This window comes from Streptomyces sp. NPDC001406 (assembly GCF_042895285.1).
Taxonomy (GTDB): Bacteria; Actinomycetota; Actinomycetes; order Streptomycetales; family Streptomycetaceae; genus Streptomyces.
This window is the reverse complement of the sequence record NZ_JBIAWG010000028.1, coordinates 13,041-38,131: the sequence shown is the minus strand read 5'-3', so window position 1 is coordinate 38,131 and position 25,091 is coordinate 13,041. Positions and strand designations below refer to the sequence as shown.

The 25,091-nt window shown below is 71.3% G+C and carries 24 protein-coding genes; 1 reads left to right on the top strand and 23 read right to left on the bottom strand.

Annotated elements, in window-relative coordinates; translation table 11 throughout:
* The first annotated feature begins 167 nt into the window (after window positions 1-167).
* Window positions 168-395, top strand: a complete 228-nt coding sequence (locus tag ACFY1J_RS42940; RefSeq protein ID WP_390733109.1) for a hypothetical protein — start codon at window positions 168-170, stop codon at window positions 393-395.
* Window positions 396-514: 119 nt separating this feature from the next.
* On the opposite strand, the gene ACFY1J_RS42935 is transcribed toward ACFY1J_RS42940, so the two are convergent.
* From ACFY1J_RS42935 to ACFY1J_RS42825, 23 genes are all read right to left on the bottom strand, one after another.
* Complete coding sequence (locus ACFY1J_RS42935; RefSeq protein ID WP_390733108.1) at window positions 515-1,159, bottom strand: polysaccharide deacetylase family protein; 645 nt, start codon at window positions 1,157-1,159, stop codon at window positions 515-517.
* An 88-nt stretch (window positions 1,160-1,247) separates the two neighbouring features.
* Complete coding sequence (locus tag ACFY1J_RS42930) at window positions 1,248-2,438, bottom strand: acyltransferase family protein (RefSeq protein WP_390733107.1); 1,191 nt, start codon at window positions 2,436-2,438, stop codon at window positions 1,248-1,250.
* Window positions 2,439-2,557: 119 nt separating this feature from the next.
* On the bottom strand, window positions 2,558-3,760 hold the full coding sequence (locus ACFY1J_RS42925) for an RNA-guided endonuclease InsQ/TnpB family protein (RefSeq protein ID WP_390712953.1): 1,203 nt from the start codon (window positions 3,758-3,760) through the stop codon (window positions 2,558-2,560).
* 371 nt (window positions 3,761-4,131) lie between these two features.
* Window positions 4,132-4,773, bottom strand: coding sequence for an NADPH-dependent F420 reductase (locus ACFY1J_RS42920; RefSeq protein ID WP_390712952.1), 642 nt, complete (start codon window positions 4,771-4,773; stop codon window positions 4,132-4,134).
* Window positions 4,770-5,372 (bottom strand): dTDP-4-dehydrorhamnose 3,5-epimerase, encoded by a 603-nt coding sequence (locus ACFY1J_RS42915; RefSeq protein ID WP_363301380.1) that lies wholly within the window; start codon window positions 5,370-5,372, stop codon window positions 4,770-4,772. Before ACFY1J_RS42915 ends, ACFY1J_RS42920 begins: the two co-directional genes overlap by 4 nt.
* A gap of 143 nt (window positions 5,373-5,515) precedes the next feature.
* The gene (locus tag ACFY1J_RS42910) at window positions 5,516-6,994 is read right to left on the bottom strand and encodes an MFS transporter (RefSeq protein ID WP_390733106.1); all 1,479 of its coding nucleotides are present in this window, start codon (window positions 6,992-6,994) and stop codon (window positions 5,516-5,518) included.
* 261 nt (window positions 6,995-7,255) lie between these two features.
* Entirely contained in the window at window positions 7,256-7,723 is a 468-nt protein-coding gene (locus ACFY1J_RS42905) for an ester cyclase (RefSeq protein ID WP_363301378.1), read from the bottom strand.
* 150 nt (window positions 7,724-7,873) lie between these two features.
* The gene (locus tag ACFY1J_RS42900) at window positions 7,874-8,443 is read right to left on the bottom strand and encodes a cupin domain-containing protein (RefSeq protein WP_390712950.1); all 570 of its coding nucleotides are present in this window, start codon (window positions 8,441-8,443) and stop codon (window positions 7,874-7,876) included.
* A gap of 27 nt (window positions 8,444-8,470) precedes the next feature.
* Window positions 8,471-9,994, bottom strand: a complete 1,524-nt coding sequence (locus ACFY1J_RS42895) for an MFS transporter (protein ID WP_390712949.1) — start codon at window positions 9,992-9,994, stop codon at window positions 8,471-8,473.
* 72 nt (window positions 9,995-10,066) lie between these two features.
* Window positions 10,067-10,990 (bottom strand): TauD/TfdA family dioxygenase, encoded by a 924-nt coding sequence (locus ACFY1J_RS42890; RefSeq protein WP_390712948.1) that lies wholly within the window; start codon window positions 10,988-10,990, stop codon window positions 10,067-10,069.
* On the bottom strand, window positions 10,987-12,612 hold the full coding sequence (locus ACFY1J_RS42885; protein ID WP_390733105.1) for an AMP-binding protein: 1,626 nt from the start codon (window positions 12,610-12,612) through the stop codon (window positions 10,987-10,989). The genes ACFY1J_RS42890 and ACFY1J_RS42885 overlap by 4 nt, the downstream gene beginning before the upstream one ends.
* A complete protein-coding gene (locus ACFY1J_RS42880) occupies window positions 12,602-13,255 on the bottom strand; it encodes a thermostable hemolysin (protein ID WP_390733104.1) in 654 nt (217 codons plus the stop codon). Before ACFY1J_RS42880 ends, ACFY1J_RS42885 begins: the two co-directional genes overlap by 11 nt.
* Window positions 13,256-13,328: 73 nt before the next feature.
* The gene (locus ACFY1J_RS42875; protein ID WP_390712945.1) at window positions 13,329-14,516 is read right to left on the bottom strand and encodes an FAD-dependent oxidoreductase; all 1,188 of its coding nucleotides are present in this window, start codon (window positions 14,514-14,516) and stop codon (window positions 13,329-13,331) included.
* Window positions 14,517-14,553: 37 nt separating this feature from the next.
* The gene (locus ACFY1J_RS42870) at window positions 14,554-15,546 is read right to left on the bottom strand and encodes an aldo/keto reductase (RefSeq protein WP_390733103.1); all 993 of its coding nucleotides are present in this window, start codon (window positions 15,544-15,546) and stop codon (window positions 14,554-14,556) included.
* A 301-nt stretch (window positions 15,547-15,847) separates the two neighbouring features.
* Complete coding sequence (locus ACFY1J_RS42865) at window positions 15,848-16,714, bottom strand: ester cyclase (protein WP_390712943.1); 867 nt, start codon at window positions 16,712-16,714, stop codon at window positions 15,848-15,850.
* 62 nt (window positions 16,715-16,776) lie between these two features.
* On the bottom strand, window positions 16,777-17,886 hold the full coding sequence (locus ACFY1J_RS42860) for a 3-oxoacyl-ACP synthase III family protein (protein WP_390712942.1): 1,110 nt from the start codon (window positions 17,884-17,886) through the stop codon (window positions 16,777-16,779).
* A gap of 1 nt (window position 17,887) precedes the next feature.
* Window positions 17,888-20,242: a beta-ketoacyl synthase N-terminal-like domain-containing protein gene (locus ACFY1J_RS42855; protein WP_390712941.1), complete on the bottom strand. Its 2,355-nt coding sequence runs from the start codon at window positions 20,240-20,242 to the stop codon at window positions 17,888-17,890.
* A 38-nt stretch (window positions 20,243-20,280) separates the two neighbouring features.
* On the bottom strand, window positions 20,281-21,570 hold the full coding sequence (locus tag ACFY1J_RS42850; RefSeq protein ID WP_390712940.1) for a beta-ketoacyl-[acyl-carrier-protein] synthase family protein: 1,290 nt from the start codon (window positions 21,568-21,570) through the stop codon (window positions 20,281-20,283).
* Window positions 21,567-21,989, bottom strand: coding sequence for a 3-hydroxyacyl-ACP dehydratase FabZ family protein (locus ACFY1J_RS42845; RefSeq protein WP_390712939.1), 423 nt, complete (start codon window positions 21,987-21,989; stop codon window positions 21,567-21,569). Before ACFY1J_RS42845 ends, ACFY1J_RS42850 begins: the two co-directional genes overlap by 4 nt.
* On the bottom strand, window positions 21,986-23,263 hold the full coding sequence (locus ACFY1J_RS42840) for a beta-ketoacyl-[acyl-carrier-protein] synthase family protein (protein ID WP_390712938.1): 1,278 nt from the start codon (window positions 23,261-23,263) through the stop codon (window positions 21,986-21,988). Before ACFY1J_RS42840 ends, ACFY1J_RS42845 begins: the two co-directional genes overlap by 4 nt.
* The gene (locus ACFY1J_RS42835; protein WP_263217268.1) at window positions 23,260-23,712 is read right to left on the bottom strand and encodes a 3-hydroxylacyl-ACP dehydratase; all 453 of its coding nucleotides are present in this window, start codon (window positions 23,710-23,712) and stop codon (window positions 23,260-23,262) included. The genes ACFY1J_RS42840 and ACFY1J_RS42835 overlap by 4 nt, the downstream gene beginning before the upstream one ends.
* A gap of 29 nt (window positions 23,713-23,741) precedes the next feature.
* Window positions 23,742-24,509 (bottom strand): SDR family NAD(P)-dependent oxidoreductase, encoded by a 768-nt coding sequence (locus tag ACFY1J_RS42830; RefSeq protein WP_390712937.1) that lies wholly within the window; start codon window positions 24,507-24,509, stop codon window positions 23,742-23,744.
* A 148-nt stretch (window positions 24,510-24,657) separates the two neighbouring features.
* Window positions 24,658-25,080, bottom strand: a complete 423-nt coding sequence (locus ACFY1J_RS42825; RefSeq protein WP_316762619.1) for an acyl carrier protein — start codon at window positions 25,078-25,080, stop codon at window positions 24,658-24,660.
* Window positions 25,081-25,091 lie beyond the last annotated feature (11 nt).

Sequence of the window (25,091 nt, the reverse complement as noted above, 5' to 3'; positions counted from 1 at the left end):
CTCATGAAGGATCGAGGCCAGCCTCCGGCGAATCCGCCCGACAAACAGAAGAAGGTTCGACCTTCGGATCGGCCGAACCACCCGGAGATCGAGATGCGAGCCGCTAGCAGCGGTGTCAAGAATCGTACTGAGCGCTACTGACGCCGACTACGGAAGGGTTGACGATCATGCGAGGCAGGATCGCACGCGCTCTGGTCGCCAGCGTCGCCGCAGGCATGCTGGTCGGCGGAGCAGCCGTGGCCTCTACCGGTTCCGCCGTCGCGGTACCGGCCAAGGCCAGTGTCGCCGACAGTCAGCACGCCGCCACACCCCACCCCACGCCGACCCACAAGAAGTGCCCCAACGGCGAGCACTACACCAAGGTCAACGGCAAGTGGGGCTGCCACAAGAAGTAGCAACCGTGCCGCCTGCACAGGGCTCGGCTACGGCCCATGGTCGTAGACCGTAGTGGGGTGCAGGCCGCCGGTCGTGGCGAACATCTGGGGGACGGCGACCAGGACATAACCGCGGGCCTTCAGCGCGTGAATGATGTGCGGGACGGCCGGTGGGTGGTCGCGTACCGGTCGTGCAGGACGATGATCGCGCCGGGGCGCGCCCGTGCCAGCACGCTCTGCTCGATGAGGTGGGGGTTGTGGTTCTTCCAGTCTTGGGGGCTGACGCTCCACATCACCACCGACAGACCTTCCGCACCGGCTGCCCCACGCACCCTGGCGTTCCACGCTCCGAAGGGCGGTCTGAACAGGGTCGGCCACTGCCCTGTGACGGAGGCTATCTCCCCCGCCGCGGTCTCCAGTTCGTGGTCGATCCGGGCGGGCGGGAGGCGGGTGAGGTTGGGGTGGGTGACCGTGTGGTCGCCGATCGCGTCGCCGTCCCGCAGCTGTCTCGGTACATCCTTCCGGTAGTGCAGAGCGTGCGGTCCGATCAGGAAGAACGTGGCCACGGTGTGCTGGCGCTCCAGTGTGCCGAGTATGGCCGCTGTGTACTGGGTCGGTCCGTCGTCGAAGGTCAGCGCCACACGCTTGGTGTCCCGGCAGTCGACGAAGGGAGCCGGTGCGCCGGACCGGGCGAGCCCGTGCGACAGCGCAGCGGCGGTCGATGATGGCAGGCCTGGCGCGGCTGCGAACGCGCCCAGCGTGGCTGCGACTGCTGTCGCCGTCATGCGCCGCCATCCTGCTCCGGAAGGCATCACGGGCCCTCGATCCCTGAGTTCAGGCTCGCCGATCCGATCCAAAAGGGCCGCTCACTTCTTACCGACTTCTAGCGCCGCGGTCGCCGGCGGGCGTCACATCCTTGTCCCATTTCATCTGCTCCCGGCCGCCGGCGCCGTGCGCCGTATCTGTCCGGCCGGCAAGCGCGGCACGCATCGCCTTCCAAGACCGGTTCCGTTTGAACGGCATCTCGAAGATTTCCGCGAACAGCCACGCCCCCAGCACCGAGGCCGGCGCGGCCAGCAGCAGGGTGAAACAGAACGTCGGCAGGCCGGGTGGGACGACGTGCGGGGCGAGCTTGCGGACGACGAGCATGACGATCGGGAGATGGATGAGGTAGAGGCTGTAGGAGAAGTTGCCGAGAGTGCGTATCGGCCGCGTGGCCAGGAGCCGGGTGAGGAAGACGGGCCTGCCGGTGACCACCGCCGCCAGGAACATCGTCATGGCGGGTACGACGGCCAGGTCCACCCAGAAGTAGTGGTCCACCGTCCACACAGATCCCTTGACGGCCACAAGTGCCAGGGCCGGAGCCGCCGTCAGCACCGCGAGCCAGTGCCACGGCAGGCGTCGTACCCGCTCGGGCGCGGTGACGATTCCCGCGCCGACCAGGCCGGCGACGAACACCGGCGCGAGATCCGGGGTCAGCCGGTTCATGCCCTCCACCGGTGTCCCGTTCGCCGCCGCCAGGCCGTGTGCGACCACCAGGAGCGTCACGCCCGCGACCAGGACCACCGCGCCCAGGCGGCGCCGGACGAGGAGGAAGAGCGGGAAGAGGAGGTAGAGCTCCGCCTCCACGCCTATCGACCAGAAGGCGCCGTTCGGCGTCGGGGCCGTGAACAGGTCCTGGAGTACGAGGCCGTACACCAGGAGCGTCCTGCCGGTCGGCGGGCCGTAGTGCGAGGCGGGCACCACGAACCAGGCGACCGCCAGGCTCAGTACGAGTGCCGCCCAGTACGGCGGCAGGATCCGCCAGGCCCGCCTGCGCAGGAACCGTGCGCCGCCGCCCAGCTGCCAGCCGCGGCGGGCCGGCGTGATGGCCAGGGAGAACCCGGACAGCACGAGGAAGAAGACGACGGCGAGACGCCCGTACATCAGCCAGCCGAGCCAGGAGGGGCCCGAGTTGTGGGGGAATCCCGGGAAGGTCAGCAGCCAGCAGTGGAACAGCAGCACGTACAGTGCGGCCAGGCCGCGGAGTCCGTCGAGGCCCTGCACATGGCTGCGGTCGTGCACTTCGTCCGTCCCGTCCCCTTGCCGCGCCCGGACGGCCAGGTCGATGTCGATGTCTCCTCCTGACGGGATGGTTCGATTGTATTGACTGCTCCCCCTCGTGAACGAGGGGGATTCCTGGCTCAGGCCGCCTCTTGGAGCAGCGCTCCAGGAGGTCTTGTGCCCTCGACACCAGCCGGGTTCAGACCTGCCCGGACGAGCATCACGCGGGCGGAGTTCTTGTCTCTGGGGGAGACGGCTCCGCAGGCGGTGCAGGTGTAGGTGCGCTCGGACAGCGGCAGTGCGTGCTTGGTTCTCGCTCCGCACGATGCACAGTCCATGGTGGTGTGCGCGGGATGCACGAGACGGATGTCCCGCCCGTGCTTGCGGCCCATCTCGATCAGGGCCTTCTTCGTGGCGCCGATCGCGGCGTCCGCCGCCTTGCGCGCCATCGAGGACTTGGCGAGGAACTTCGGGCGGAAGTCCTCCACGGCGATGGCGTCGTGGTCGGTCACGACCTTCTTCGCCCACTTGCGGGCGGTGTCCTGCCGCTGCCGGGCGATCTTCGCGTAGGTCTTCGCCCGCCACTTCTTCGCCTCCCGGTAGCCCTTCGAAGCCGCTTGTCCCTTTCTCGGTCTGCGGCGGGCCATCATCCGGTCATACCGGCTCAGCTTGACCTGAGCCCTCCTGCCGTGTTCGGCGTGCGGGAGGTCGTGGGCGTCGCTCGTGGTGGTTGCGGTCTCCTTCACACCCCAGTCGATCCCGATCAACGCGCCGGTCCCGGGCAGCGGCTGGTCTTCGGCGGGGACCACGAACGAGCAGTACCAGTCGCCGACACTGTCCCGGTACACACGCACGCTGGACGGGTCGGCAGGCAATTCCCGCGACCACACCACCGTCAGCACGATGTTCCCCGCCAGGTATAGGCGCCCTTCCTCCAACCGGAAACCGCGCCGCGTGTAGTTCAGGGTGGGGTCGGCCTCACGCTTCTTCTTGTGCTTCGGCATCCCGGCCCGCTGCCCCATCGGGAGCCGGTCCTTGATGTCCTTCACCGCCTTGGCGCGGGACCTGCCGAAGTCGCGGATGAGCTGCTGCTGCGGCACCGAGGATCCCCCGGCCAGCCACGGAGTCACGGCGCGGGCCCCGGTCAGCATCCTGTCCAGCCGGGCCGGGCCGCACTTCTCCCCATCGCGGTGGGCCTTCTTCGAGCGGGCGACGCACTCGTTCCAGATCCAGCGGCAACGATCCCACTCCGCCAGCAGCGCCGCACGGGCGGCGCACGACACGCGCAGCCGGTAGGTGAACCGGGCATGCCCGGCCCCGTCGGCCTCCCTCACCACCGCCACGCCTGTCACCCCGCTCTCACGATCGCCCCCGCGCCACCCGGCTCCCCCGGCTTCCACCACGAGACCGTACGTGCGCTGCCCGCACACCCGTACCCCTGTCCCGCCATCATCACCGTCATCAGCGAACAGCGGCACGCATGTTCGCTTCCCCGGCTTCGCCGGGCAAGCGGTGCGGGCGCTCCGCGCCCCGAAAGGGACAATCACTGCGACTCATACGTCGCGTGCAGCTACGTCGTTCAACACACGGCGTCGTTCAAGACGCGACCGCGCCCCCGGCGCAGACCGGGGGCGCGGTGGGGCGGGCCGGGGGACTGAAGGGCGCGCCCGGGGCGCGGCGGTGGCCCGGGGGGTGCCAAAGCCGCCGCGCGGGCTCAGCGGGCTATGCCCAGGCTGAAGGGGATCATGCCGTAGCGCATGACGAAGGGGCCCAGGAACAGGATCAGCCACTCCTGGGTGCGGGCGCTGTAGAGGCCGCCCAGGTCCAGGATCCAGTCGTCCTTCCAGCCCAGGTCGCGCAGCAGGCCGACGACGGTCTCCTTGGCCCCGGGGTCGTCGCCGGAGAGACACGCGGTCGGCGGCATCGACAGGATGGAGGGGTTGGTCATCACCCGGCTGTCCATCGAGTTCAGGGCCTTGACCACCCGGGTCCGCGGCAGCGCCTTCTGGAGTTCCTCCGCCAGGCTGGAGTCCGCGTAGACGGGTGCGGCGGGCAGTCCGTCCGGGCCGCGCACATACGCGTTGGAGACGTCCACCAGGACCCGGTCGCGCAACTGCGGTTCCAGCGTGCGCAGAAGGTCCAGGGACAGCTCGCCGGGGGTGGCGTTGAAGACGACCTCGGACGACTCGGCGGCCGACGCGTGTGTCCTGAGCCGTACACCTGCCTGCGTCAGTTCCTCGTCCGGTGCGCGCTCGGGCCGGCTGGAGCCGATCAGCACCGTGTGGCCGGCGCGGGCGAGGCCCAGGGCCAGGCCGCTGCCGACGGTGCCCGAGCCGAGGACCGCGATGGCCGTCATGACAGCACCGGCGTCCGGTACGACGCCTTCGCCTCCTCGTACGTCGGCAGCAGCCCGGCGGCGACGGCCTCGGCGAGGGTCGGTGCGGCCGCGTCCTTGTCCGAGCGGACGAACGGCTCGGAGGTGTCCCACGGGATGCCGATCGCGGGGTCCAGGGCCTGGATGTCGACCATGGTGCCGTGCACGTACTCCTCGGAGCACAGGTAGTTCATGCAGGTGTCGTCGGTCAGCGCGAGGAAGGCGTGGCCCAGGCCGTCGGCGAGGTAGACGCCGATGCCCGAACCGGCCTCCTGCAGCGTGGTGTCGAACATGCCGAAGGTGGGCGAGCCGACCCGCAGGTCGACCACCACGTCCAGGGCGGCCCCGCGCACACAGGTCACGAGCTTGGCCTGGCCCGGCGGCAGGGTCGTACCGTGGATGCCGCGCAGTGTGTTGCGGTGCGAGACCGAGTAGTTGACCTGCCGGACGGCGAACGTCTGGCCGCTCGCCTCGCTCAGCTCGCTCAGTCGCCACGCCTCGAAGAAGTGGCCGCGGTTGTCCGGGATCTGCGACGGCGTGATCCTGAAGGCGTCTTTGACCTTCATTTCTTCGATTGCCATGCTCCGCTTCCTCGGTTTCCTGTTCGGGCAACGGGGTTGAGCTGGTCGAGAACGCCCGGGCGCGGCGCGGGCCCCCCGCGGGCGTGGTCGGGTTGCCGGGGCCCGGTGCCCCGGAGCGGGGAGCCGGCGCCGCGCCACGGGGGTCAGCGGGCCGGGGCGGGTGCGGACTTGTCGTCCGTGGTGGCCGGGGACGACTTCGCCACCGGCGCGGACTGGGTCGAGTCCTGGGCACTGCGGCCCGGCACGATCAGCATGAACAGGGTGCCGAGGCCCACCGCGGCGGCGCCCACCCACATCGCGGGGACCAGGCCGTCGACGAAGTTCTGCGGTGAGGCGAAGCCGCCGTTGGCGCTGAAGATGGAGGCCAGGAGGGCGACGCCGAGCGCCGCGCCGACCTCACGGGTGGCGGCCGTGACACCGGAGGCGATGCCCTGCTCGTGCTCGGCGACCGAGCCCATGGTGAGGTTCATCAGCGGGGCGTAGAACATGGCCATGCCCGCGCCGCAGATCATCAGGGCCGGCAGCTGCTTGACGTAGGAGACGTCCGGGTCCATGACGAGCGCCCAGTAGGCCATGCCCGCCGTCATCAGCGCGAGGCCGACGGCGACCACCGGCTTGCCGCCGATCTTGTCGGAGACCATGCCGGCGATCGGTGCGACCACCATCGGCATCGCGGTCCAGGCGAGCAGCCGTACGCCGGCCTGCATCGCGGTGTAGCCCTGGATCAGCTGGAAGAACTGGGTCATCAGGAAGATGGCGCCGAACATGCCGACCGACATCAGCACACCGGCCAGGTTGATACCCGTGAACGCCCGGCCGCGGAACAGCCGCATCGGCACCATGGGCTTGTCGGTGCGGTTCTCCCACAGCACGAACAGACCCATCACGGCGGCGCCGCCGACCAGCCCGGTGAGCACCATCGGCGAGGTCCAGCCGTCCCCGTGACCCTTGATCAGGCCGAGCACGATGCCGAACAGGCCGACGCCGGACAGGATCGTGCCGACCGCGTCGAGGCGCGAGTCGGCGATGCTGCTCTCGGCGAGCTTGCGCCAGGACAGCGGGGCCAGGAGCAGACCGAGGGGCACGTTCAGCCAGAAGATCCACTGCCAGGACAGGTGCTCGACGATGACACCGCCGACCAGCGGACCCGCGGCGATCGACAGGCCGTTGATCGCGCCCCAGATACCGAGGGCCGAGCCGCGCTTCTCGGGCGGGACGGCGACCGTCAGCAAAGTGACCGACAGCGGCATCACGATGGCCGCGCCCGCGCCCTGGACGGCACGGGCAGCGATGAGTTCACCGACCCCCGGCGCCAGCGCCGCCGCCGCGGAGGCACCCGTGAACAGCAGCAGACCGAGGCAGAAGACCTTGCGCCGGCCGAACCGGTCACCGAGCGCGGCACCGAACATCATCAGGACCGCGAAGGACAGCGTGTAGGCGTTGACCGTCCATTCCAGGTCCGCGAGGCTGCCGCCGAGCTTCTCCCGGATCGTGGGCAGCGCCGTGATGATCACTAGGTTGTCCAGGCCCGCCATGAAGGAGGCGAGGCCGGTGGTGAGGATGGCCCAGAAGACCAGCCCCTTCGTTCCTCCGCCCGTAGCTGGGGGGTTGACGGTGCTCATTCGAGCATCCTTTCTGGAGGCGGTCAGTGCGAGATGCTCGTCGCGGAGACTTGTCCGACGTACGACAACGCGGACCGGGCGCACGGCCGGCCGGCGCGGACGACGCTACGGACGGGCACTCGACTTCCCCTTGAGCCTCACTCGGCGACCGCTGAACCCCCAGGTGTGCGGGTGCGCCACAGGGCCCCGGGCCGTCGGCGGCGCTGCCGGTGTCAGCAGCGTCCGTGGCCGGCCGGGGCCCCGCGGTGTCGCGGCCCGGGATCAGCCGAGCTGGCGCTTGAAGGTGTCGATGTCGAAGTAGAGGGTCTCGTCGATCAGCACGTCACCGTCGAAGTGGAAGATGACCAGGATCGGCGCGTCGATGGACTTGCCGCGGTTGGGTATGTCCCGCCAGTCGGCTTCCTGCTTGCCGCGAGCCCAGGCCTCGAGAATGATCGCGGTGGGGGTGTGGTGCAGGTGGAGCACGTCGTGCTCCAGGTTCGGGAAGGCCTTCTGCATGTCGTCGAAGTAGCCCTTGCGGATGGCCTCGGGGCCGACGAAGGACTCCTCCTCGAAGGCCTGGATGCGGTAGACGGGGCCGCGCGGGAACGTGGCGAAGACACCGTCGATGTCCCACTGGGTCTCGGCGATCGTGTGGGCGATGACCACCGCCTCGCGCCGGGCGCGCAGGTCGGCGTCGGGAGCGGGGAGATCCGCGCCCGGGAGAGTGAATCCGTTGTCGCTGGCCATGTTCCCGTTCCTCCACGCGTCGCGGTGAATCCGTTGGGGCCGACGCTAGGACGCAACGCTAGGCCGGCCCTCGCACGGAACTCGAAAACCGGCCGAGCGACCTGAACCGGCCGAGCGACCTGAACCGGCCGAGCAGCCTGCCTGAACGAATCAGGCCGTCTGCGGCTGGCCGGCCCGCTCCTGCGGCGGACGGTAGGTGGGGCGGTAGCCCATGGCCACGGACAGCGGCGCCAACGCGGTGCACAGTGCCATGTCGACCAGGAACGGGCGGCCGGTGACGACGCGGTACTCGTCGCGGAAGCCGAGCGCGAGCAGCGGCATCTGGAGCCTGGGGGTGCCGTCGGGCTTGAGGCGGCCCTCGTTGGTCAGGCCCCACAGGGTCTCGAAGACCTTCTCCGTCTTGTACGCGGGCGTGGTGCGCCAGGTGATCCGGGCCCGCTCAGGGCCGGGGTTCCAGATGGAGTGCACGGCGCCCGGCGGGATGTAGAACTCGTCGCCGGGACCGTACTCGTGCAGGGTGCCGTTGAGCAGCAGGTGCAGATGCCCGCGCTCCACCTGCATCCGCTCGGTCTGCCGCGGGTGGTAGTGCTGGGGCGGCTTGATGCTGGCCGGGGAGTACTCCACGGCCACCTCGACATAGGCGCCGTCGGTCTCGGCCGCCGTTTTCAGGAAGGTGAGCCGGTCCTCGCCGAGCCGCAGGACGTCTCCGGGGCTTGCCATGGGGGTCTCCCTCGTAAGGGTGGGGGGTCAGGTGGTCTGTGCCCGGGCCGTGCTGGTGGCGCGACGCCGGCCGGGCAGACCGACGACGGCGTTGATCAGGTTGAGCACCGCGATCCCGGCCGCGATCCAGAAGCCGAGGTGCAGTCCGTCGAGCCAGGCGACGGCCGGGGCGGTGCCGCCGGTGAGTTCCGAAGTGGTGCGGGTCAGGGCGCTGGTGGCGACGGTGGCCACGCCCAGCGAGGCGCCGACCTGGAACGCGGCGACGAGCACGCCGGAGGCGATGCCCTGCTGCTCCTGCGGTACGTCGGACACGCCGGCGACGTTGACCGGGATGGTGCAGCACTGCATGGCCGCGCCCAGGATGAGCAGCGCGGGCAGCACCTGGGTGACGTAGTCGCCGTCGTGCGGGGCCTGGGTGAGCAGGAACAGGCCGGCGACGGAGCCGACGGCGCCCGCGATGTAGACGGGGCGGGGGCCGAACTTGTGCATCACCCGGGTCGCCGGGGCGGTGATCACGATGGCGATGATGCCGAGCGGCAGGAACGCGAAGCCCGACTTCAGGGTGGACCAGCCGAGGGTGCGCTGCAGGTAGTAGCTGCTCAGGAACAGTACGGCCGCCTGCACGCCGCTGGTCAGGACGCGGCCGATGGAGGACGCGACCAGGGAGCGGGTGGCGAAGAGCCGCATCGGCATCAGCGGGTCGGCGACCCGCAGTTCGACGAGGACGAACGTGGTCAGCAGCACCACCGAGCCGACGAACGGCGTCACCACGTACAGTCCCGAACGCCAGCCGTGGTCCTGGATGTTGACGATGGCGTAGACGAGCGCGGCCAGGCCGCCCGTGACGGTGACCGCGCCGAGCAGGTCGGGGCTGGAGCCGGGGGTGAGGTCCTCGCGGCGGCTGCCGAGCAGCATGACTCCGGCGACCGCGACGACGCCGAAGGGGATGTTGATGTAGAAGATCCAGCGCCAGTCGAGGCTGTCGGTGATGACGCCGCCGAGGACGACGCCGAGGGTGCCGCCGAGTCCGGCGAGCGCCGCCCAGACGGCGAGGGCGGTGGTGCGTTCACGGCCCTTCGGGAAGGACGTGGTGACCAGGGACATGGCCGCGGGCGACAGGAAGGCCGCGCCGCAGCCCTGCAGGGCGCGGGCGGCGATCAGCACGGTGGTGCCGCCGGCCAGTCCGCACGCCAGGGAGGCGGCCGTGAACAGGACGGCGCCGACCAGGAAGGTGCGCCGCCTGCCCCAGCGGTCGGCGGTGCGCCCGCCGAGCAGCATCAGGCCGCCGAAGCAGAGGATGTAGCCGGTGAGGACCCACTCGGTGGCGGTGGCGCTCGCCTTCAGGTCGGACTGGATGGCGGGCAGGGCGAGGTTCACCACGGTGGTGTCGAGGAGCACCATGAACTGGGCTATGGCGACGAAGACGAGCAGGGTCCAGCGCCGTGGATCCGGCGGGGTGTGGTCCTCGGCCTCGACCACGGCGGTGTCGACCGGCTTGTCGGCGGGTGACGCGTGGCGTTCGGTGCCCATGGCTCCCTCTCGTGTGTCCATGGCTCCCCCTGTCTGTGAGTCCTGCGTGCCGGACGCGCCCCCGGCGGGGTGCGCGTCCGGCGGCCCGGCGCGTCAGGCGGCGGCGGGTACGGCGATGTAGCTGAGGGCGTTGTAGATGGTGCGGTCGGGGTCGGTGATGGCGCGACGGCCGTGCATGACCCGGGTGTTGTCGATGACGGCGACGTCGCCGTGCTGCCAGTCGAGGTTCTCGGTCAGGGCGGCGGTGACGGCCTCGACCTCGGCGAGCAGCTCCGGGGAGAACTCGGTGCCGTCCGCGAAGGTGATCTTCGGCTTCTCGTAGTTGAAGGAGGGGCCGAGGATGCTGTTGGCGAAGGACAGGCGCGTGCCGAAGACGGTGGAGTCGGCGGCCGGGGTGGTGTACGAGTAGCGGATGCCGCCGTCGGCCTCGGGCACGATCTCGGTGCCCTTCAGCGTGCCGGTCAGGGCGAGCAGTTCGGAGATCTGGATCTCCTCGGCGGGCTTGGTGCGGCCCATCAGGTGGTGGGCCATGCCGCGCCACTGGGGCTCGGAGACGTACCGGCTGTAGACGATGTCCTGCCCGGAGAACGCCTCGCGTGCGGCCGGGGACAGGGCCTCCCAGACGCGGTAGCCGTCGCAGACGGTGGTCTGGGAGCCGGAGGAGGCGGCCTTCTCGCAGAAGAACCAGGCCAGGTGGGAGCGGAAGGGGCTGTTGCCGTTCTCGGTGTGCAGGCCCACCTCGTCGAGGCCGGCGTCGACCTTCTGCGCGACGTCGGAGTAGAAGTCGCGGGCGGGGTCGAGGGTGGTGGAGGTGGAGGTGTTCTGCACCAGCGCGGTGAACGACGTCATGTCGGTGTCGAAGCCGCGCAGCAGCAGGAAGCCGGCCTCCCCCAGCAGTTCGAGCAGCTTCGCGGAGTCGATGGCGTCCAGGGCGGTGCCGGCGGCGGGTTCCACCAGCAGGCCGCTGCCGGTGCCGTAGGGACTGGTCTTCACGACGGTGTTCGAGGCGGTGGTCATGCCTTCTCCTTGATACGTGTGTCACCGGCGGCCGCACCGGGGGCCTCGCCGAGCACATGGGCGCGGATGACGTCCCGACGCGGGCGGCCGGTGACGGTGAAGCAGCGGGCGTAGTCGGGGTCGTCCTCGGACATCAGGCGGATCACCGCGGCGCGCTCGATGTCGGAGAGCCGCTCCCGGCCGAACTCCTCGATCCGGCGGCGGGCGGTGTCGTGGTCGAGTCCCGCCTCGACGACGAACAGGCCGTGCACCGCCTCCAGTCCGTCGGCGACGATCGCCGCCTCGCGGACGAAGCCCAGTTCGCGGTAGCGGGCCTCGACCCACTCGGGCGAGACGTTGCGCCCGCCGGCGGTGATCACCAGGCTCTTCTTGCGGCCGGTGATGCGCAGATAGCCGTCCTCGTCGAGCTCGGCGAGGTCGCCGGTGTGCAGCCAGCCCCGGTCGTCGACGACGACGCTGGAGGGGTCCTCGCGGGTGTAGCCGGCGAACAGCGAGCTGCTGCGGATGAGCAGTTCGCCGTCCTCGGCCAGCTCCACCTCGACATGGTCCAGGGGGCGGCCGACGGTGCCGAAGCGGACCTCGCCGGGGAAGTTCCAGGAGACCACCGAGGAGTTCTCGCTCAGCCCGTAGCCCTCGTGGACGGTGAGGCCGAAGTCGTGCAGGCGCTGGAGGATCTCGGCGGGCACCGGGGCGCCGCCGCAGGCGACGAAGACCGGGCCCTCGTGGCCGAAGATCCGCAGGTGCCGCTCGGTCACGTTCTCCTCGGGCTTCTGGTCGCACAGGGCGAGGAACAGCCCGGCCACGGTGGGCGGGATGACCAGGGCGGTGGGCCGGGCCCTGCGCAGCAGTTCGAGCATGCGGGGCGCGGCGTCGGCGGCGGTGCCGACCAGCGCGGTGCCGGGCGGCATGAAGGTGACCGAACCGCCCGCGAGGAAGGGCATGTAGAGCCCGGCGACCTGCTCGATGAGCAGGCTCAGCGGGACGATCGACAGATAGCGCTCGAACAGGGCGGTGCCGGTACGGGCGCGCAGCGAGGTCAGCAGGGCGTCCAGGCCGTGCCGGCGGATCTGTACGCCCTTGGGGGCGGAGGTGGTGCCGGAGGTGTGGATGACCTTGACGATCGCGTCCTCGGCGGGCACCGGCCACTTCGGCGCGGTGGCGGGCGCGGCTGCCCGCAGGGCGGGCAGGTCGATCTCGGTCACCGGGCAGCCCTCGGGCAGTACGCCGCCCTCGCGGTCCTTGGTCCAGCGCTCCAGGGCGCGGGCGCCACCGGCGTCGACCAGGCACAGGTCGGCCGTCTCGAAGAGGGAGGCGGCCTGCTCGGCGGCGAACGCGGTGGGGACCGGGATCTCCACGGCGGAGGCGAACAGCAGGGCGAGGTCGGCGGCGACCCACTCGGGCGAGTTCTCGGCGAGCAGCCCGACGCGGGCGGGGCGGCCGTGCTCCCGCTCCCACTCGCTCAGCCGGGCGGCGAGGACGAGGGCCGCGCCGATCAGGTCGCGGTAACCGAAGTCGGTGGCGGGGCCGCCGTCGGCGGACAGCACGCGCACCATGACGTCGTCGCTGTCCGCCCGCGCGAGCAGTCCGGCGGCAAGGCTCACGGTCTCGGTGTCACGCGGCACGGGTCAGCACCTTCTGCTCGGGGCGGTTGCCGACGAACCGCATGTCGACCGATTCGAAGCAGTAGCGGCCGATCGCGGCGAGCAGCAGGGTGCTCTGCGCGGCCGCCTCGGCCCAGCCGACGACCGGCCGGGTGTCGTAGTAGGAGCCCCACAGGGCCGCCTCCTCGGGCGAGAGGCGGTCGCGGGAGGCGTCGACGAGCGGGTGGAAGACCACGCCGAGGCGCTGCATCAGCATGGCCAGCCGGCCGGTCATGGTCATCACCGCGTACGGGCGTCCGAGGCAGGCCATGACCAGGGGCAGGGCCTTGATGATCTCGCCGCCGGCGCTGGCGCGCACGGAGGCGATGTTGCCTATCTGGAGGATCTGCTCGCGTGCCACCTCAGAGCCCAGTTCATCGGCGATGATCTGCTCGACAGGGGCGTCGAGGTAGCGCTCCAGCAGGATGCCCTCCTGCTCGGGGAAGGACAGTCCCGCGCAGGCGAGGGCGGATTCCGAGTCGTCCTCTGCGGTCTCGAAGTAGGCGAGGAACGCGTCCGGGTTGGGCCGGATGCGGGCGTCGTACTGGGCGGCGAACACGTCCTGGACGAGGTCGGCGGCGACCTGCCAGTCCGGGGTGTCGCGCATGGACAGCGTGATTCGCATGGGTGCACCCCCTCTTACGGGGTCGGGTGGGACAAGTAGTCGGATGTGAGGTCGGTTGTTGTGGTCGGGGTGGTCACATGCCGAGGACGGCGGGGCGCGGTGCGCTCACCGGCCGTGCCCGTACGGCGAGTTCGGCGGCCATCAGACCGCTGTTGATCGAGGTCTCGGCGAGGATGCCCGGGGCGGCGACGCTGTCGCCGATCAGGTACACGCCGTCGCCCTGGTCGATGGCGGGCCGGTCCCGCCAGGTGTGTCCGGGGTAGTCGACGGCTCCGGTGCGGCCGCGGGAGACGCCCTCGCGGCGCCACAGCATGCGGTCGCGCCAGCCGGGGGTGGTGAGGTCGAAGAGTCCCTCCAGCCGCTCGATGGCCTGGGCCTTGTTCTCGCCGGGGCGAAGCGGCATCGCGCCCTGGAAGAGCGCCTCGCCCTCGGGGGCGAGGGAGGGGTCGTGGTCGGAGTACTGGGAGGTGAAGCCGCCCTCGTCCATGTCGAAGGAGACGTTGCCGTCCTTCTTGGAGTGGGTGACGGCCATGTCCACCAGGGCGGCGGTGCCGCTCGGCCAGTCGAGCTGGCTGTCGCCGAGCAGTCCGCGGGCGGCGGCCAGCGAGGTCGCCACGATCACCGGGCCGTCCTTGACCGGCAGTTCGGTGATGCGGGAGTTGGTCTCGATGATCACGCCGTGCCGGCGGGCGACCCGCGCCATGCGGTCGACGACCGTGCCCCAGCCGCCGATGAAGTACCGGCTGGGCAGCGGGAACTTGGGGGTGCCCACGCGCAGCAGCCGCTCCCAGATGAACGCCGCGGACAGGGTGCCCGGGTCGCCGTGGAAGACGATCGGGCCGAGGAAGCCGAGGGCCTCGTCGACCGTCTGCTGCGGGAAGATCTTCGATGCCCAGTCCTGGAAGGACTGGTCGACGGGGACCGGCCGGTCGCGGTCGAGCAGGGTCATGCGCATATAGCCGGGCGGCAGCGTCATCCGCAGCCGGCCCTGGTGGCGAAAGCGCATCCGGGTCCACTCGTGGAAGGACAGGCGCACATAGCGGCCGGCCACACCGCGCGAGATGAGCCACTGCCAGGCCTCGCCGTTGTTCATGATGGTGTGCGGGCCGTCGTTGGTGATGTACGGCCCCTCGGCCGAGCGGGCGCGGCCGCCGAGGTGGGAGTGCGCCTCGTGGACGGTGACCCGGGCGCCCTGCTCGGCGGCGGCGATGGCCGCTGTCAGGCCGGCCATCCCGCCACCGATGATCGTTATGTTCACCATGGTTGCTCCTCAGTCACCTTCGCTTCCGCGGCCCGCGTCAGCGGTTGAGCGTGGCCATGGAGTTGGCGGGGTAGCGGTCCCCGACGGTGCTGCCGTACGGGGCGATCTCGTCCATTGCCGCGAGGTCGGCCGCGGTCAGGCGGACGTCCGAGGCGGCGACGTTCTCCTCCAGGTAGGCGACGCGCTTGGTACCCGGAATGGCGATGACCTCCTCGCCCTGGGCCAGGACCCAGGCGAGGGCGAGTTGTCCGGTGGTGACGCCCTTGTCCGCGGCCAGGGCGTCCAGGCGCTCGACCACGGTGAGGTTGGCCGCGAGGTTCTCCTCCTGGAAGCGGGGGACGATGCGGCGGAAGTCGTGGGCGGCCAGCGTGTCGAGGCTGCGGATGCGGCCGGTCAGCAGGCCGCGGCCGAGGGGGCTGTAGGCGACGAAGCCGATGCCCAGCTCGCGGACCGTCTCCAGCACGCCGTTGACCTCGACGTCGCGTGTGGACAGCGAGTACTCGGTCTGTACGGCGCTGAGGGGGTGGACGGCGTGGGCCCGGCGGATGGTGGCCGCGGAGGCCTCGGAGATGCCGATGTGGCGCACCTTGCCGGCGGCCACCAGCTCGGCGAGCGCGCCGATGCTCTCCTCGATGGGCACCTCGGGGTCGACGCGGTGCAGGTAGTACAGGTCGAGCCGGTCGGTGCCCAGACGGCGCAGGGTGCCCTCGACGGTGGCCCGGATGTACTCGGGGCGGCCGTTGATCTGTCCGGTGATGGTGCCCTCGGGGGAGACCTCGTTGCCGACCTTGGAGGAGACGACGACGTCGTCGCGCCGGCCGGCGATGATCCGGCCGACGAACTCCTCGTTGGTGTGCGGGCCGTAGAAGTCGGCGGTGTCCAGCAGGGTCACGCCGAGTTCGAGTGCCCGGTGGGCGGTGCGCAGGGCCTCGGCCTCGTCGGCCGGGCCGTACGCGAAGGTCATGCCCATGCACCCGAGGCCCTGCTCGGAGACCACGAGCCCCTGGCTGCCGAGCTTACGTTGCCGCATGAATCGGTTCCTTCCTGAGCCGTGCGGGCCTCGGAGGGCTGGCGGTTCGGGTCTTGCTCCCCCGGGCACTTACCATTGATAGAAATCCTAGCATTGATATAATCCGGGAAGCCAGCAGCCCAGCCCGGCAATGCGGGTCTTCGAAGTCGGGCGGTGGTCCACGGTCGGCAAGTGGCAGCTCTGGGCCACCGACGGCCCCAGTACGGCCTGGCAGACGACGTCGGTTCTGGCCCAGATCCGCCAGTCGACGACCGGCGTGACGGATGCGACTGGCCGCACCGGCCGCCGGCTTGACGGACGATCAGCGGGCGACGAGCTCGCTGGTGACGTTGGACCAGTGGTGGCCCTGCGCGGCGGCGCCGCCGTCGGCGAGCGCGGCCCACGGGTCGCTGCCGAACACCTCGACGGCCGCCTCGCGCAGCCAGACGTCGAACTCGTCCGCGGAGTCGCGCAGCTTGCGCCCCGACAGCGCCGGGTCACGGGACTCCACCTGGAGCACCACCACGTCCTGGCCGCCCACGTTCTGCACGGCGAAGGACTCCTGGACGATGCCGACGCGGCGCCGGGAGGCGTCGTAGGCCGTCCGGCGCAAGGTGTCGAGCTCCGCCTGGACCTCGGCCCAGCGCTCGCTCTTGCCGGGCAGCAGCGGCACCAGGACCGAGCCGGGCCTGGCGCTCCTGCGGGCCTCGGCCCGCGCGCCGCCGCGCGCCGCGGGGGCGAGCCGGCGCATGCCGAGCACCTCCAGCATGTTGGACTCCACGCCGATGCCCCAGCGCTCCGCGATCAGCCCGTTGTCCAGCAGACGCCACACCACGACGCCGATGAACTCGATGAACTGACCGGTGGGCGCGATACCGAGGAACTCGCCCTTGTGGGTGCCGCGCCAGGTGTTGTGGATGACCACGTAGTTGGCGTTGGCGCTCATGTCCTCGATGGTCACGTGCAGGTCGGGGAAGCCCTCCCGCAGAGCGGCGATGGTGTACTTGACGCCGTCCAGGTCCTCGGTGGCACCCGGCAGCGGCTGGTGGTCGATCATGTCGGGGCTGTAGATCTTGTCGACGATGGAGAAGTCGCCCTTGTTGACGAAGACGTCGAAGACCGAGCGGATGGTCTTCTTGTTGCGCTCCTCGACGCTCTCACCGGTCTGCACCGTCTGCTGTGTCGACACGTTCCGTCCTTAATGCTCGAAGGGTTTTCGGGATGTGACGGTCTACGGGATACGACGGGCCGTCACTTCCCGGGGAACGGCGCTTCCCAGGTGAGGGTGAGCCCCGCGTACAGGTAGCGGCTGGCCTCGATGGCGAGCAGCAGCACCTTGTGACCGGGGCGGATACGGCCCTCGGTCCAGCCGGCGTCCAGCGCGAGCGGCACCGCGGCGGAGCCGGTGGCGCCCACGTCGGTCAGGTTCTCGACGATGTTCTTGGAGAGGGTGGCCTGGTCCTCCTCGGACAGCCCGGCGGTGCCGTACTCGCTGGCGAAGTACTCGGCGTTGCCCTCGGGCAGCACGCACGCGTCGATGTCCGCGAGGGCGAGCCCGGAGCGCTCCAGCATGTCGTGGATGCCGCGCACGAAAACCCGGGGGCCGAACGTGGCGGTGCCGGGGATGTCGAGCTTGATGTCCATCAGCCGCTTGCGGCGCTGCTGTTCGGCCAGCGGGACGTCGGTGCCGCCGCCGACGATGAGCATGCCGGGCTTGCGCTTGCCGCCCATGGAGGCGGTGGCGAAGACCTGCTTGCTGCCCTCGTGCGCGGAGCCCTCCTCGCCGGCGCGCAGCACCACCGCGCCGGCGCCGTCGCCGAAGGTGTAGACGGTGAGCCGGTCACGCATCCGCACACGCTGCGGGTCCAGGCCCAGGAAGACGGGGGCGAGCAGCGGGGAGACGGCCTCCACACCGATCACCAGCGCCGTCCTGTACGTGCCGTCGGCGAGCTGGCGGCGCGCGATGTCCAGGGCCTGGACGGCGCCGACGCAGCCGGCCCGGACCTCGATCACCGCGACGCTCTCCAGGCCCAGCTGCTCCTGGACGTAGGTGCCGGCGACCGGCAGCAGATAGTCGGGGCTGGCCGTGGACACCACGATCAGATCGATCTCGTCGGCCTCGACACCGGCCCGCTCCAGGGCCTGGCGGGCCGCCGCCGTGGCCATCTGCGAGGTGCTGATGCGGTGTTCACCGGTGTCGGGGTCCACCATCCAGTGCCGGCGCTGGACCTGGATGCCCTCCAGGACGTCGTCGGGCAGCGGCCCGGTCACCCGGGCCAGGGCGTCGTTGTCGAGCGGCTCGCCCGGCAGATGGGCACCGGTGGCGAGGATCGACACGTGGCGGTCGGTGCTGGAGGGCATGTCACTTCTCCGTAGCGGGACGCAGGACGAGGCTGATGTGGGTGCCGCCGAGCGAGGAGCTGTTGATGAGCTGGGGCCCTTCGTCGACGCCGTGCTCCCAGCCGGTGACCGCGAGCAGGGCGGCCAACTGGGCACCCGCGCCGATGGGTTCGCCGACGATCCGCTTGGGGGTGTGCACGGTGGCCCGGGTGGACAGCCGGTCGGTGGCCAGTGCCTCGGGCGCGTCGGCCCGCTTGAGGCCGGCCGCGTTGGCCCAGATCCCGGTCAGTTCCCCGGCGCCGACCCCGGCGTGGTCGAGGGCCTGGCGCATGGCCCGCTCCACTCCCCCACCCTGTGGGTCCCAGCGGCCGACGCCCTGGGCGTCGGAGGCGGTGCCGTGCCCGGCGAACTCGGCCAGGATGCGCGCCCCGCGGGCCCGCGCGGTCGACTCGCGTTCCAGGACGAGGGTGATGCCGGCCTCGGCGAGGGTGTAGTCGGTGTCGTCGAACAGCGGCAGTCTGCGGTAGGCCTGAAGCACCCCCGGCGAGAGGTCCTCGACGGCGGGCACCAGCACGGCCTCCGCCCGGTGCTGCACCAGCAGATCGTGGGCGACGGTCAGGGCGGAGGCCCCGGCCGCGTGCCCCGTGGTGACGGTCGACGTCGGGCCCTTGGCGCCGACGTTCATGGCGACCTGCCCGGCGGCGGCGTTGAAGACGGTGTTCGGGAAGATCGCCGGGCTGCCGTGGTCGGGGCAGCCGGCCAGGACCGGCAGCAGGAACTCCTCGATGCTGCGCATCGGGCCGAGTCCGGTGCCGAGGACCACGCCGACCCGCTCGTCGGCAGTGATCCCGGCATGCTCCAGCGCACCGCGGCAGGTGGCCACGGCGAGCTGGCCGAGCCGGTCCATGCGGCGCCGCTCGCGCGGCGGGATCGCCTTCGGGTCGAAGTCGGCGCGGGCGACGCGCAGCCCGTCCTCCTCGGCGCCCAGGACCCGTCCGTCGCGCCAGGCCTGCCACAGCGCCTCGGCGCCCTCGCCGGCCGAGGTGACCGCCGCGTACCCGGTGATCACGACCTTGTCGTCGGCGGAGTCGGCCGGCGCCTGGACGGGGGTGCGCTCCTGGCCGGGACGGCCGAAGGCGACGCACGCGTTGGCGCCGGCGAAGGCGAAGTTGTTCGACAGCGCCGTGTGCATGGCCAGCGGGCGCGCGGTGGGCACCGCGTCCAGGCCGCACTTGGGGTCCACCTCGGTGAAGTTGGCGGTGGGCGGCGCGATCTGCTCGACCAGCGCCTGCACGGTGACGATGGCCTCGACCGCGCCGGCCGCCCCGAGCAGATGCCCGATCATGGACTTGGAGCTGCTCAGCGCGGTGTTCTCGGCAGCCTCGCCGAGCGCGGAGCGCACCGCGTTGCTCTCGGCCGAGTCGTTCTTCGGCGTACCGGTGCCATGGCCGTTGATGTAGGCCACGTCCTCGGGGTCGATGCCGGCCGACTCCAGCGCCGCGCGGATGGCACGGGCCGCGCCCTCGCCCTTGGGGTGCGGGGCGGTGGCGTGGTAGCCGTCGGCGGACAGGCCGTAGCCGAGGACCTCGGCGAGGATCGGCGCGCCCGCGGCACGGGCCACCGACTCCTCGGCGAGGACCAGCATGCCGGCGCCCTCGCCGAGCGAGAGGCCGTCGCGGTCCTTGGAGTAGGGCGCGGCGGGCTTGGTGGACAGCGACTGCAGGCTGGTGAACCCGGCGAACGCCGTCTCCGTGAACGCGTCGCTGCCGCCCACGAGCATGGCGTCGACACGGCCCGCGCTGATGGACTCGCTGGCGTGGGCGATGGCGTGCGCGCCGGAGGCGCAGGCGGTGTTCACCGACAGCGAGGGGCCCTTGAGCCCGAAGGCGCTGCTCACCGCCTCGGCGATGGCCTGCGGCGGGACCAGCAGATTGTGCCGGCCGTCGTCCTCGGGCGAGACGCCGTCGGCACCGCGCCGGGCCAGTTTCTCGGCGCTGCGCAGACCGCCCATGCAGGAGCCGAGGGCCACGCCCCAGCGCTCCGCGGGCACGTCGGCCAGGCCCGCCTGGTTCAGTGCCTCCTCGGCCGCCAGCAGGGCGAAGTCCACGGCCGGTTCGCGTTCGCGGCCGCCGAAGGAGGCCAGGTAGTCGTAGGTGGGACGGCGTTCGGTACGGACTTCGCCGCCGATCTCGGTGGCGCAGCCCTCCATGGGCATCCCGCGCACCGGGGTGATGGCCGCCTCGCCCGACCGTATGCCCTCCCACAGTGCCGTGGCGCCGTCGCCGTGGGCGGTCACCGCGCCCACACCGCAGACCACGACCCGCCGGGACCGAGCGCCGCGATCCGGCGAGATGTTGCCGTGCTCGCCGTGGCTCATGTCCGCGCTCCTTTCGGATGTGTCCTCGGATATGTCCGTCATGAGGTCCGCTCCAGGGCGATGGCCACCGCCTGGCCCTCCAGGCCACGGGCGACGGCCAGCGCATGGCCGGGCCGGGTCTCGCGCGGGGTGAGCGGGACGTAGTCCAGGTCGCACTCCTCGGCGGGGTTGTGGAGGTTCTGGGTGGCGGGTACGACACCGGAGTCGAGGGTCAGCGCGGCCACGGCGGCGTTCAGCGCCCCGGCGCCGCCGACCAGATGCCCGGTCTGCGGCTTGACGCTGCTGATCTGCGCGGCCTTGGCGGCCGTACCGAGCGCGTCGTGCAGGGCGATGGTCTCGCTGGCGTCGCCCTGTCGGGTGGCGCAGCCGTGCGCGGCGATGTAGCTGCCGTCGGGGAAGGAGCCGCCCGCGTCGCCGAGCGCGCGGGTGATCGCCCGGGACAGGCCGCGGGCGCGGGGCTGCGGGCTGGGCGGGCGGACGCAGTCGTTGCCGGAGCCGAAGCCGGTGACCTCGGCGTAGCAGCGGGCACCGCGGGCCAGGGCGTGCTCGCGCTCCTCCAGGATGAGGAAGGCCGCGCCCTCGCCGAAGACGGAGCCGCTGCGGTCGCGGTCGAACGGCCGGAAGGCCTCCTTGCCCAGGTCACTGCGGTCGCTGAGCACGCCGATCCCGTCCATCTTGGACATCGCCCACCAGCCGGTGGCGTCGTCGTAGCCGCCGGCCACGACCACGTCGGCCTCGCCGCGGCGCACCGTGCGCATGGCCCGGCCGACCGCCATCGCGCCGGAGTCGGCGGTCCCGGCGAAGTAGGCGTTGGCGCCGCGGATGCCGAACTTCTCGGAGATGTGGAAGCCGGCCGCGGGCTGCAGGCCCTCGACGAAGAACAGCGGGGCGATCACCGAGGAGGCGGTCTGGCCCAGCTTGTGCAGGTCCGGGGTGCCGTCCGGGGAGCGCACGGACTGGAGCTGGGAGATCAGCTCGTCCATGCGGGGCATTTCCTTGTTGCTGCCCAGGAACAGGCCCGTGCGGTGACCGAGGTCGCCCGCGTCCTCCAGGCCCGCGTCGCGCAGCGCCAGGATGGCCGCGGCCAGGGCCAGTTGGTCCCCGCGGCACAGCATGCGCAGGGTGCGCCGCTTCGCCCACTGGTTCGGGTCGAAGTCGTGGATCTCGGCGCCGATGCGGGTGTTCAGCGGCGTCGGGTCGTAGGACTGCAGCGGGCCGATGCCGATCCGGCCCTCCAGCAGGTTCTCCCAGGTCGGTGCGGCGCCCTGGCCGATCGCGGTCATCAGGCCGATGCCGGTCACCATCACGCGTCGCCTGTCGTGGCTCATGCTGTGCCCTCCCAGGGCTCGTCGGCGCTCACCAGCGCCAGGGAGCGAGCGGTGGCGACCACCCGGTCCCCGACCCGGGCGGTGGCCCGTACCTCGGTCGTCTGCTGGCTGCCTCCCGTCACCTCGGCGGTGATGTGCACCTGGTCTCCGGGGCCGACGAAGTGCTTGAAGCGCACGCCCCGGACGGATGCCAGGCGCCAGGCCCGCTCGCCCCCGACGGCGGCCTTCGCCAGGGCCGCCATGCTCTCCAGGAGCAGCACCCCGGGAAGGATCGGGAAGCGCGGGAAGTGGTGGTCGAAGTACGGGAGGGTGTTCGGGATGTTGCGCACGGCCACGGCCCGGCGGCCCGGTTCGAGTTCCACGATCCGGTCGAAGGCGGGGGCCACGGCGCTCGTACCGGCCGTCCGGGTCGTACTCATGTGTCCTCCCGCGGCGCACCGATGACGATGCTGGTGTTGCTGCCACCGAAGGCGAACGCGTTGATCAGGGCCGCGCCCACCGGCATCTTGCGCGCGGTGTGCGGCACGTAGTCGAGGTCGAGACCGGGAGCGGTGCGCTCCAGGTTGACGGTGGGCGGCACCAGTGAGTGCCGCATGGCGCCGATCGCGGCCAGCACGCCGAGCCCGAGGCTCGCCGAAGTCAGGTGCCCGGCCATGGACTTGGGGGCGCTGACCACCAGCTTCTGGGTGTCGGCGCCGAACACCTTCTTGATGGCGACCGTCTCGGACTGGTCGTTGCCGTGGGTGCTGGTGCCGTGCGCGACCACGTAGTCGATGTCGCCGGTGCCCAGGCCGGCGTCCAGCAGGGCCCCCTCCATCGCCTGGATCGCGCCGGAGCCGTCGGGCGGCGAGTCGGTGATGCGATAGGCGTTGAGCGTGGAGCCGTAGCCGAGGACCTCGGCGAGGATCTCGGCGCCGCGCTCGACGGCGGCCTCCCGCTCCTCCAGTACGACGGCGACGGCGCCCTCGCCGATCACGAAGCCGCTGCGGTCGGCGTCGAAGGGCCGCGAGGCGCGCTCGGGGTCGTCGTTGTGCTGGTCGGTCAGGGCGCCCAGGAGGCTGAAGCCGAGCAGGTCGAGCCAGGTGGTCAGGGAGTCGTACCCACCGGCGACCATCACCTTGGCGTCGCCCTCCTGGATGGCGCGGAAGGCCTCGCCGATGGCGTGCCCGGAGCCGGAGCAGGCGGTGCTGATGCCCAGCATCGGGCCGGTGCCGCCGATCATCCGGGTCATGGCGGCGAGCGGCACGTTCTGGTCGTCGGTCAGCGTCACGGCCGGCGGACGGCAGATGAACGCGTCCGGGTTGCCGGTACTGGCGCGCAGATGGCCGATGTCCAGCAGCACCTGCAGTTCGGGGCGGCCGACGCTGGCGCCCATGGCGACGCCGCGCTCGTCGGCGCCGTACACCTCCTCGGAGAGGGTGTCGAGCCCGGCCCCCCGCACCGCCTCCCAGGCGGCCGCGACGCCGAACTGGCCCACGCGCGAGAGGTGTTTGCGCCCGATGTGCTTCGGGATGGCCTTGGCCGCGTCGAAGTCCTTGACCTGTGCGGCGATGCGCACCGGGAACCCTTCGGCGTCGAAGGTGGTCAGCCGGCCCACGCCGTTGCGTCCGGTGGCCAGGCCCTCCCAGGTCGTCTCGGCGTCGTTGCCGAGCGGGGTGACCGCTCCCACCGCGGTGATCACTACACGTTTCATCCCACCGGCCCTCCGCCCTGCAGCTGGTGCGCCATGCGCCTGGTGTTGTCAGGGTCGTCGAGCCGCTCGGCGTCGATGAGCGCGCACAGGATGCCGGTGGCCTCCAGGACGCTCTCGCCGTCGACCGTGACGGTGCCGTCCAGGATGGCGGCCTCGTCGGTCATCGACTCGATCGTGGCGTGCATCTGAAGCACTTCTCCGGGGGCCACGTCCCGGTGGGCGGTGGCCTCGCCGACCGCGAGCAGCGCCGCACGCAGCCGGTGGTCGGTGCTGATCATGATCAGCCAGGTCGCCGCCTGGCACAGGGCCTCCAGAGCGAGGCCGAAGGGCAGCGCCGGCCCGTTCGGGGTGGCCTGCCAGTACGTCTCGTCGACCGAGGTGACCTTGCGCGCGGTGATGGTCTCGCGCGGGGTGAGCGTCTCGATCCTGTCGATCAGATGGAATCGCATCGTGGTCCCGTCTCCCGTCCCCCGCCGCCCTACGGGCGCCCGATGCCGAGCTGGGCGGTGAAGCCGCCGTCGACAGTGAGCAGTTCGCCGGTGGTGTAGGCGGAGTCGGGTCCGGCGAGGAACACCGCGGCCGCCGCCACCTGCTCGACGGTGGCGAACCGGCGCAGCGGGATCTGCCGCTTGATGCTCTTGCCGCCGTCGCGCTGGAAGACCTCCTCGACCAGTTCGGTCGGCGTGAAGCCGGCCAGCACCGCGTTGACCCGGACCCCGAAGCGGGCGAGCTCGATCGCGGCACAGCGGGTGAAGGAGTTCAGCGCGCCCTTGGAGGCCGAGTAGTTGGACTGGCCGATCCAGCCGCTCTCGCCCATGGCGGAGGAAATGTTGACGACGGACGCCTCGCCCTGCGCCATGAACTGGTCCATGACGGCGTGCGTGGTGTGGTACGCGCCACCGAAGTTGACCTTCATGACGTTCCACCAGGCGTCGGGCGCCGAGTCGTAGATCAGCCCGTCGTCGCTGATGCCGGCGTTGTTGACCAGGATGTTCAGCGAGCCCAGCTGGGCGGTGGCCTCGTCGACCAGGCGCCTGGCCTCCTGGGGGTCGGAGACGTCGGCCCCGACCGCGACGGCCCGGCCGCCCGCCGCTTCGATCTCCTTGACCACGGCCAGCGCCTCCTCCTGGCGCGAGCGGTAGTTCACTGCGACGGCCGCCCCCTGTTCGGCCAGGGCCAGGGCGATGGCCCGGCCGATGCCGCGGGAGGCGCCGGTGACCAAGGCGGTACGGTCCTTCAGCTTCATCTCTCTCTTCCCGTTTCTGCTACGAGGTGGGCGGCCTGGCTGCCGACGGGACGGGCCCGGGGCAGGGCGGGGCGGGTGCCGGGGCCCCACGGCCGGTGTCCGGGGCGTCGTTGACCCGGACACCGGCCGCGGAGGGCATGGGCACCGCTCAGGCGGACGCGGCGGCCTTGGCCCGCTCGGTCAGGAGGTCGGTGAGGTTCTGGACGGTGAACAGGCCCAGCACGCCCTCGGCCGTCAGCGGCTCGTCGAGCTGGCTGCGGTCGAACTGCGGCAGGACGCTCTCCAGGTGCGTCAGGCCGCGGTCGTTGACGACCTCGTTCTCGTCGCCGAACTCCTCGTCCGGGATGCCGCCCTGGAGCAGGTCGGCGATGTCGGAGACGGTGATCTTCACCTTGGTGGCGCGCTCCAGGCGGAAGAGGATGTCGAGCAGGTCGATCGACTCCGCGCCGAGCTCGCCCAGCAGGGTCGCCTCGGGAACGGCCTCGGACTCGTCGATGCCGAGGGCGTCGGCGACGGCCGCCTGCACCGCGGACAGGTAGTCGGTCGACGTGGGAATCAGGGTTTCGGACACCGTTGGCTGCC

What these genes read in the sequence shown, in the direction of transcription:
- ACFY1J_RS42940 (WP_390733109.1), top strand. Translation starts at nt 168, where the DNA reads ATGCGAGGCAGGATCGCACGCGCTCTGGTCGCCAGCGTCGCCGCAGGC.
- ACFY1J_RS42880 (WP_390733104.1), bottom strand. Translation starts at nt 13,255, where the DNA reads ATGCGAATCACGCTGTCCATGCGCGACACCCCGGACTGGCAGGTCGCC.
- ACFY1J_RS42935 (WP_390733108.1), bottom strand. Translation starts at nt 1,159, where the DNA reads ATGACGGCGACAGCAGTCGCAGCCACGCTGGGCGCGTTCGCAGCCGCG.
- ACFY1J_RS42915 (WP_363301380.1), bottom strand. Translation starts at nt 5,372, where the DNA reads ATGGCAATCGAAGAAATGAAGGTCAAAGACGCCTTCAGGATCACGCCG.
- ACFY1J_RS42920 (WP_390712952.1), bottom strand. Translation starts at nt 4,773, where the DNA reads ATGACGGCCATCGCGGTCCTCGGCTCGGGCACCGTCGGCAGCGGCCTG.
- ACFY1J_RS42860 (WP_390712942.1), bottom strand. Translation starts at nt 17,886, where the DNA reads ATGCCCTCCAGCACCGACCGCCACGTGTCGATCCTCGCCACCGGTGCC.
- ACFY1J_RS42840 (WP_390712938.1), bottom strand. Translation starts at nt 23,263, where the DNA reads ATGAAACGTGTAGTGATCACCGCGGTGGGAGCGGTCACCCCGCTCGGC.
- ACFY1J_RS42870 (WP_390733103.1), bottom strand. Translation starts at nt 15,546, where the DNA reads ATGCGGCAACGTAAGCTCGGCAGCCAGGGGCTCGTGGTCTCCGAGCAG.
- ACFY1J_RS42855 (WP_390712941.1), bottom strand. Translation starts at nt 20,242, where the DNA reads ATGAGCCACGGCGAGCACGGCAACATCTCGCCGGATCGCGGCGCTCGG.
- ACFY1J_RS42835 (WP_263217268.1), bottom strand. Translation starts at nt 23,712, where the DNA reads ATGCGATTCCATCTGATCGACAGGATCGAGACGCTCACCCCGCGCGAG.
- ACFY1J_RS42850 (WP_390712940.1), bottom strand. Translation starts at nt 21,570, where the DNA reads ATGAGCCACGACAGGCGACGCGTGATGGTGACCGGCATCGGCCTGATG.
- ACFY1J_RS42830 (WP_390712937.1), bottom strand. Translation starts at nt 24,509, where the DNA reads ATGAAGCTGAAGGACCGTACCGCCTTGGTCACCGGCGCCTCCCGCGGC.
- ACFY1J_RS42905 (WP_363301378.1), bottom strand. Translation starts at nt 7,723, where the DNA reads ATGGCCAGCGACAACGGATTCACTCTCCCGGGCGCGGATCTCCCCGCT.
- ACFY1J_RS42900 (WP_390712950.1), bottom strand. Translation starts at nt 8,443, where the DNA reads ATGGCAAGCCCCGGAGACGTCCTGCGGCTCGGCGAGGACCGGCTCACC.
- ACFY1J_RS42890 (WP_390712948.1), bottom strand. Translation starts at nt 10,990, where the DNA reads ATGACCACCGCCTCGAACACCGTCGTGAAGACCAGTCCCTACGGCACC.
- ACFY1J_RS42875 (WP_390712945.1), bottom strand. Translation starts at nt 14,516, where the DNA reads ATGGTGAACATAACGATCATCGGTGGCGGGATGGCCGGCCTGACAGCG.
- ACFY1J_RS42845 (WP_390712939.1), bottom strand. Translation starts at nt 21,989, where the DNA reads ATGAGTACGACCCGGACGGCCGGTACGAGCGCCGTGGCCCCCGCCTTC.
- ACFY1J_RS42910 (WP_390733106.1), bottom strand. Translation starts at nt 6,994, where the DNA reads ATGAGCACCGTCAACCCCCCAGCTACGGGCGGAGGAACGAAGGGGCTG.
- ACFY1J_RS42895 (WP_390712949.1), bottom strand. Translation starts at nt 9,994, where the DNA reads ATGGACACACGAGAGGGAGCCATGGGCACCGAACGCCACGCGTCACCC.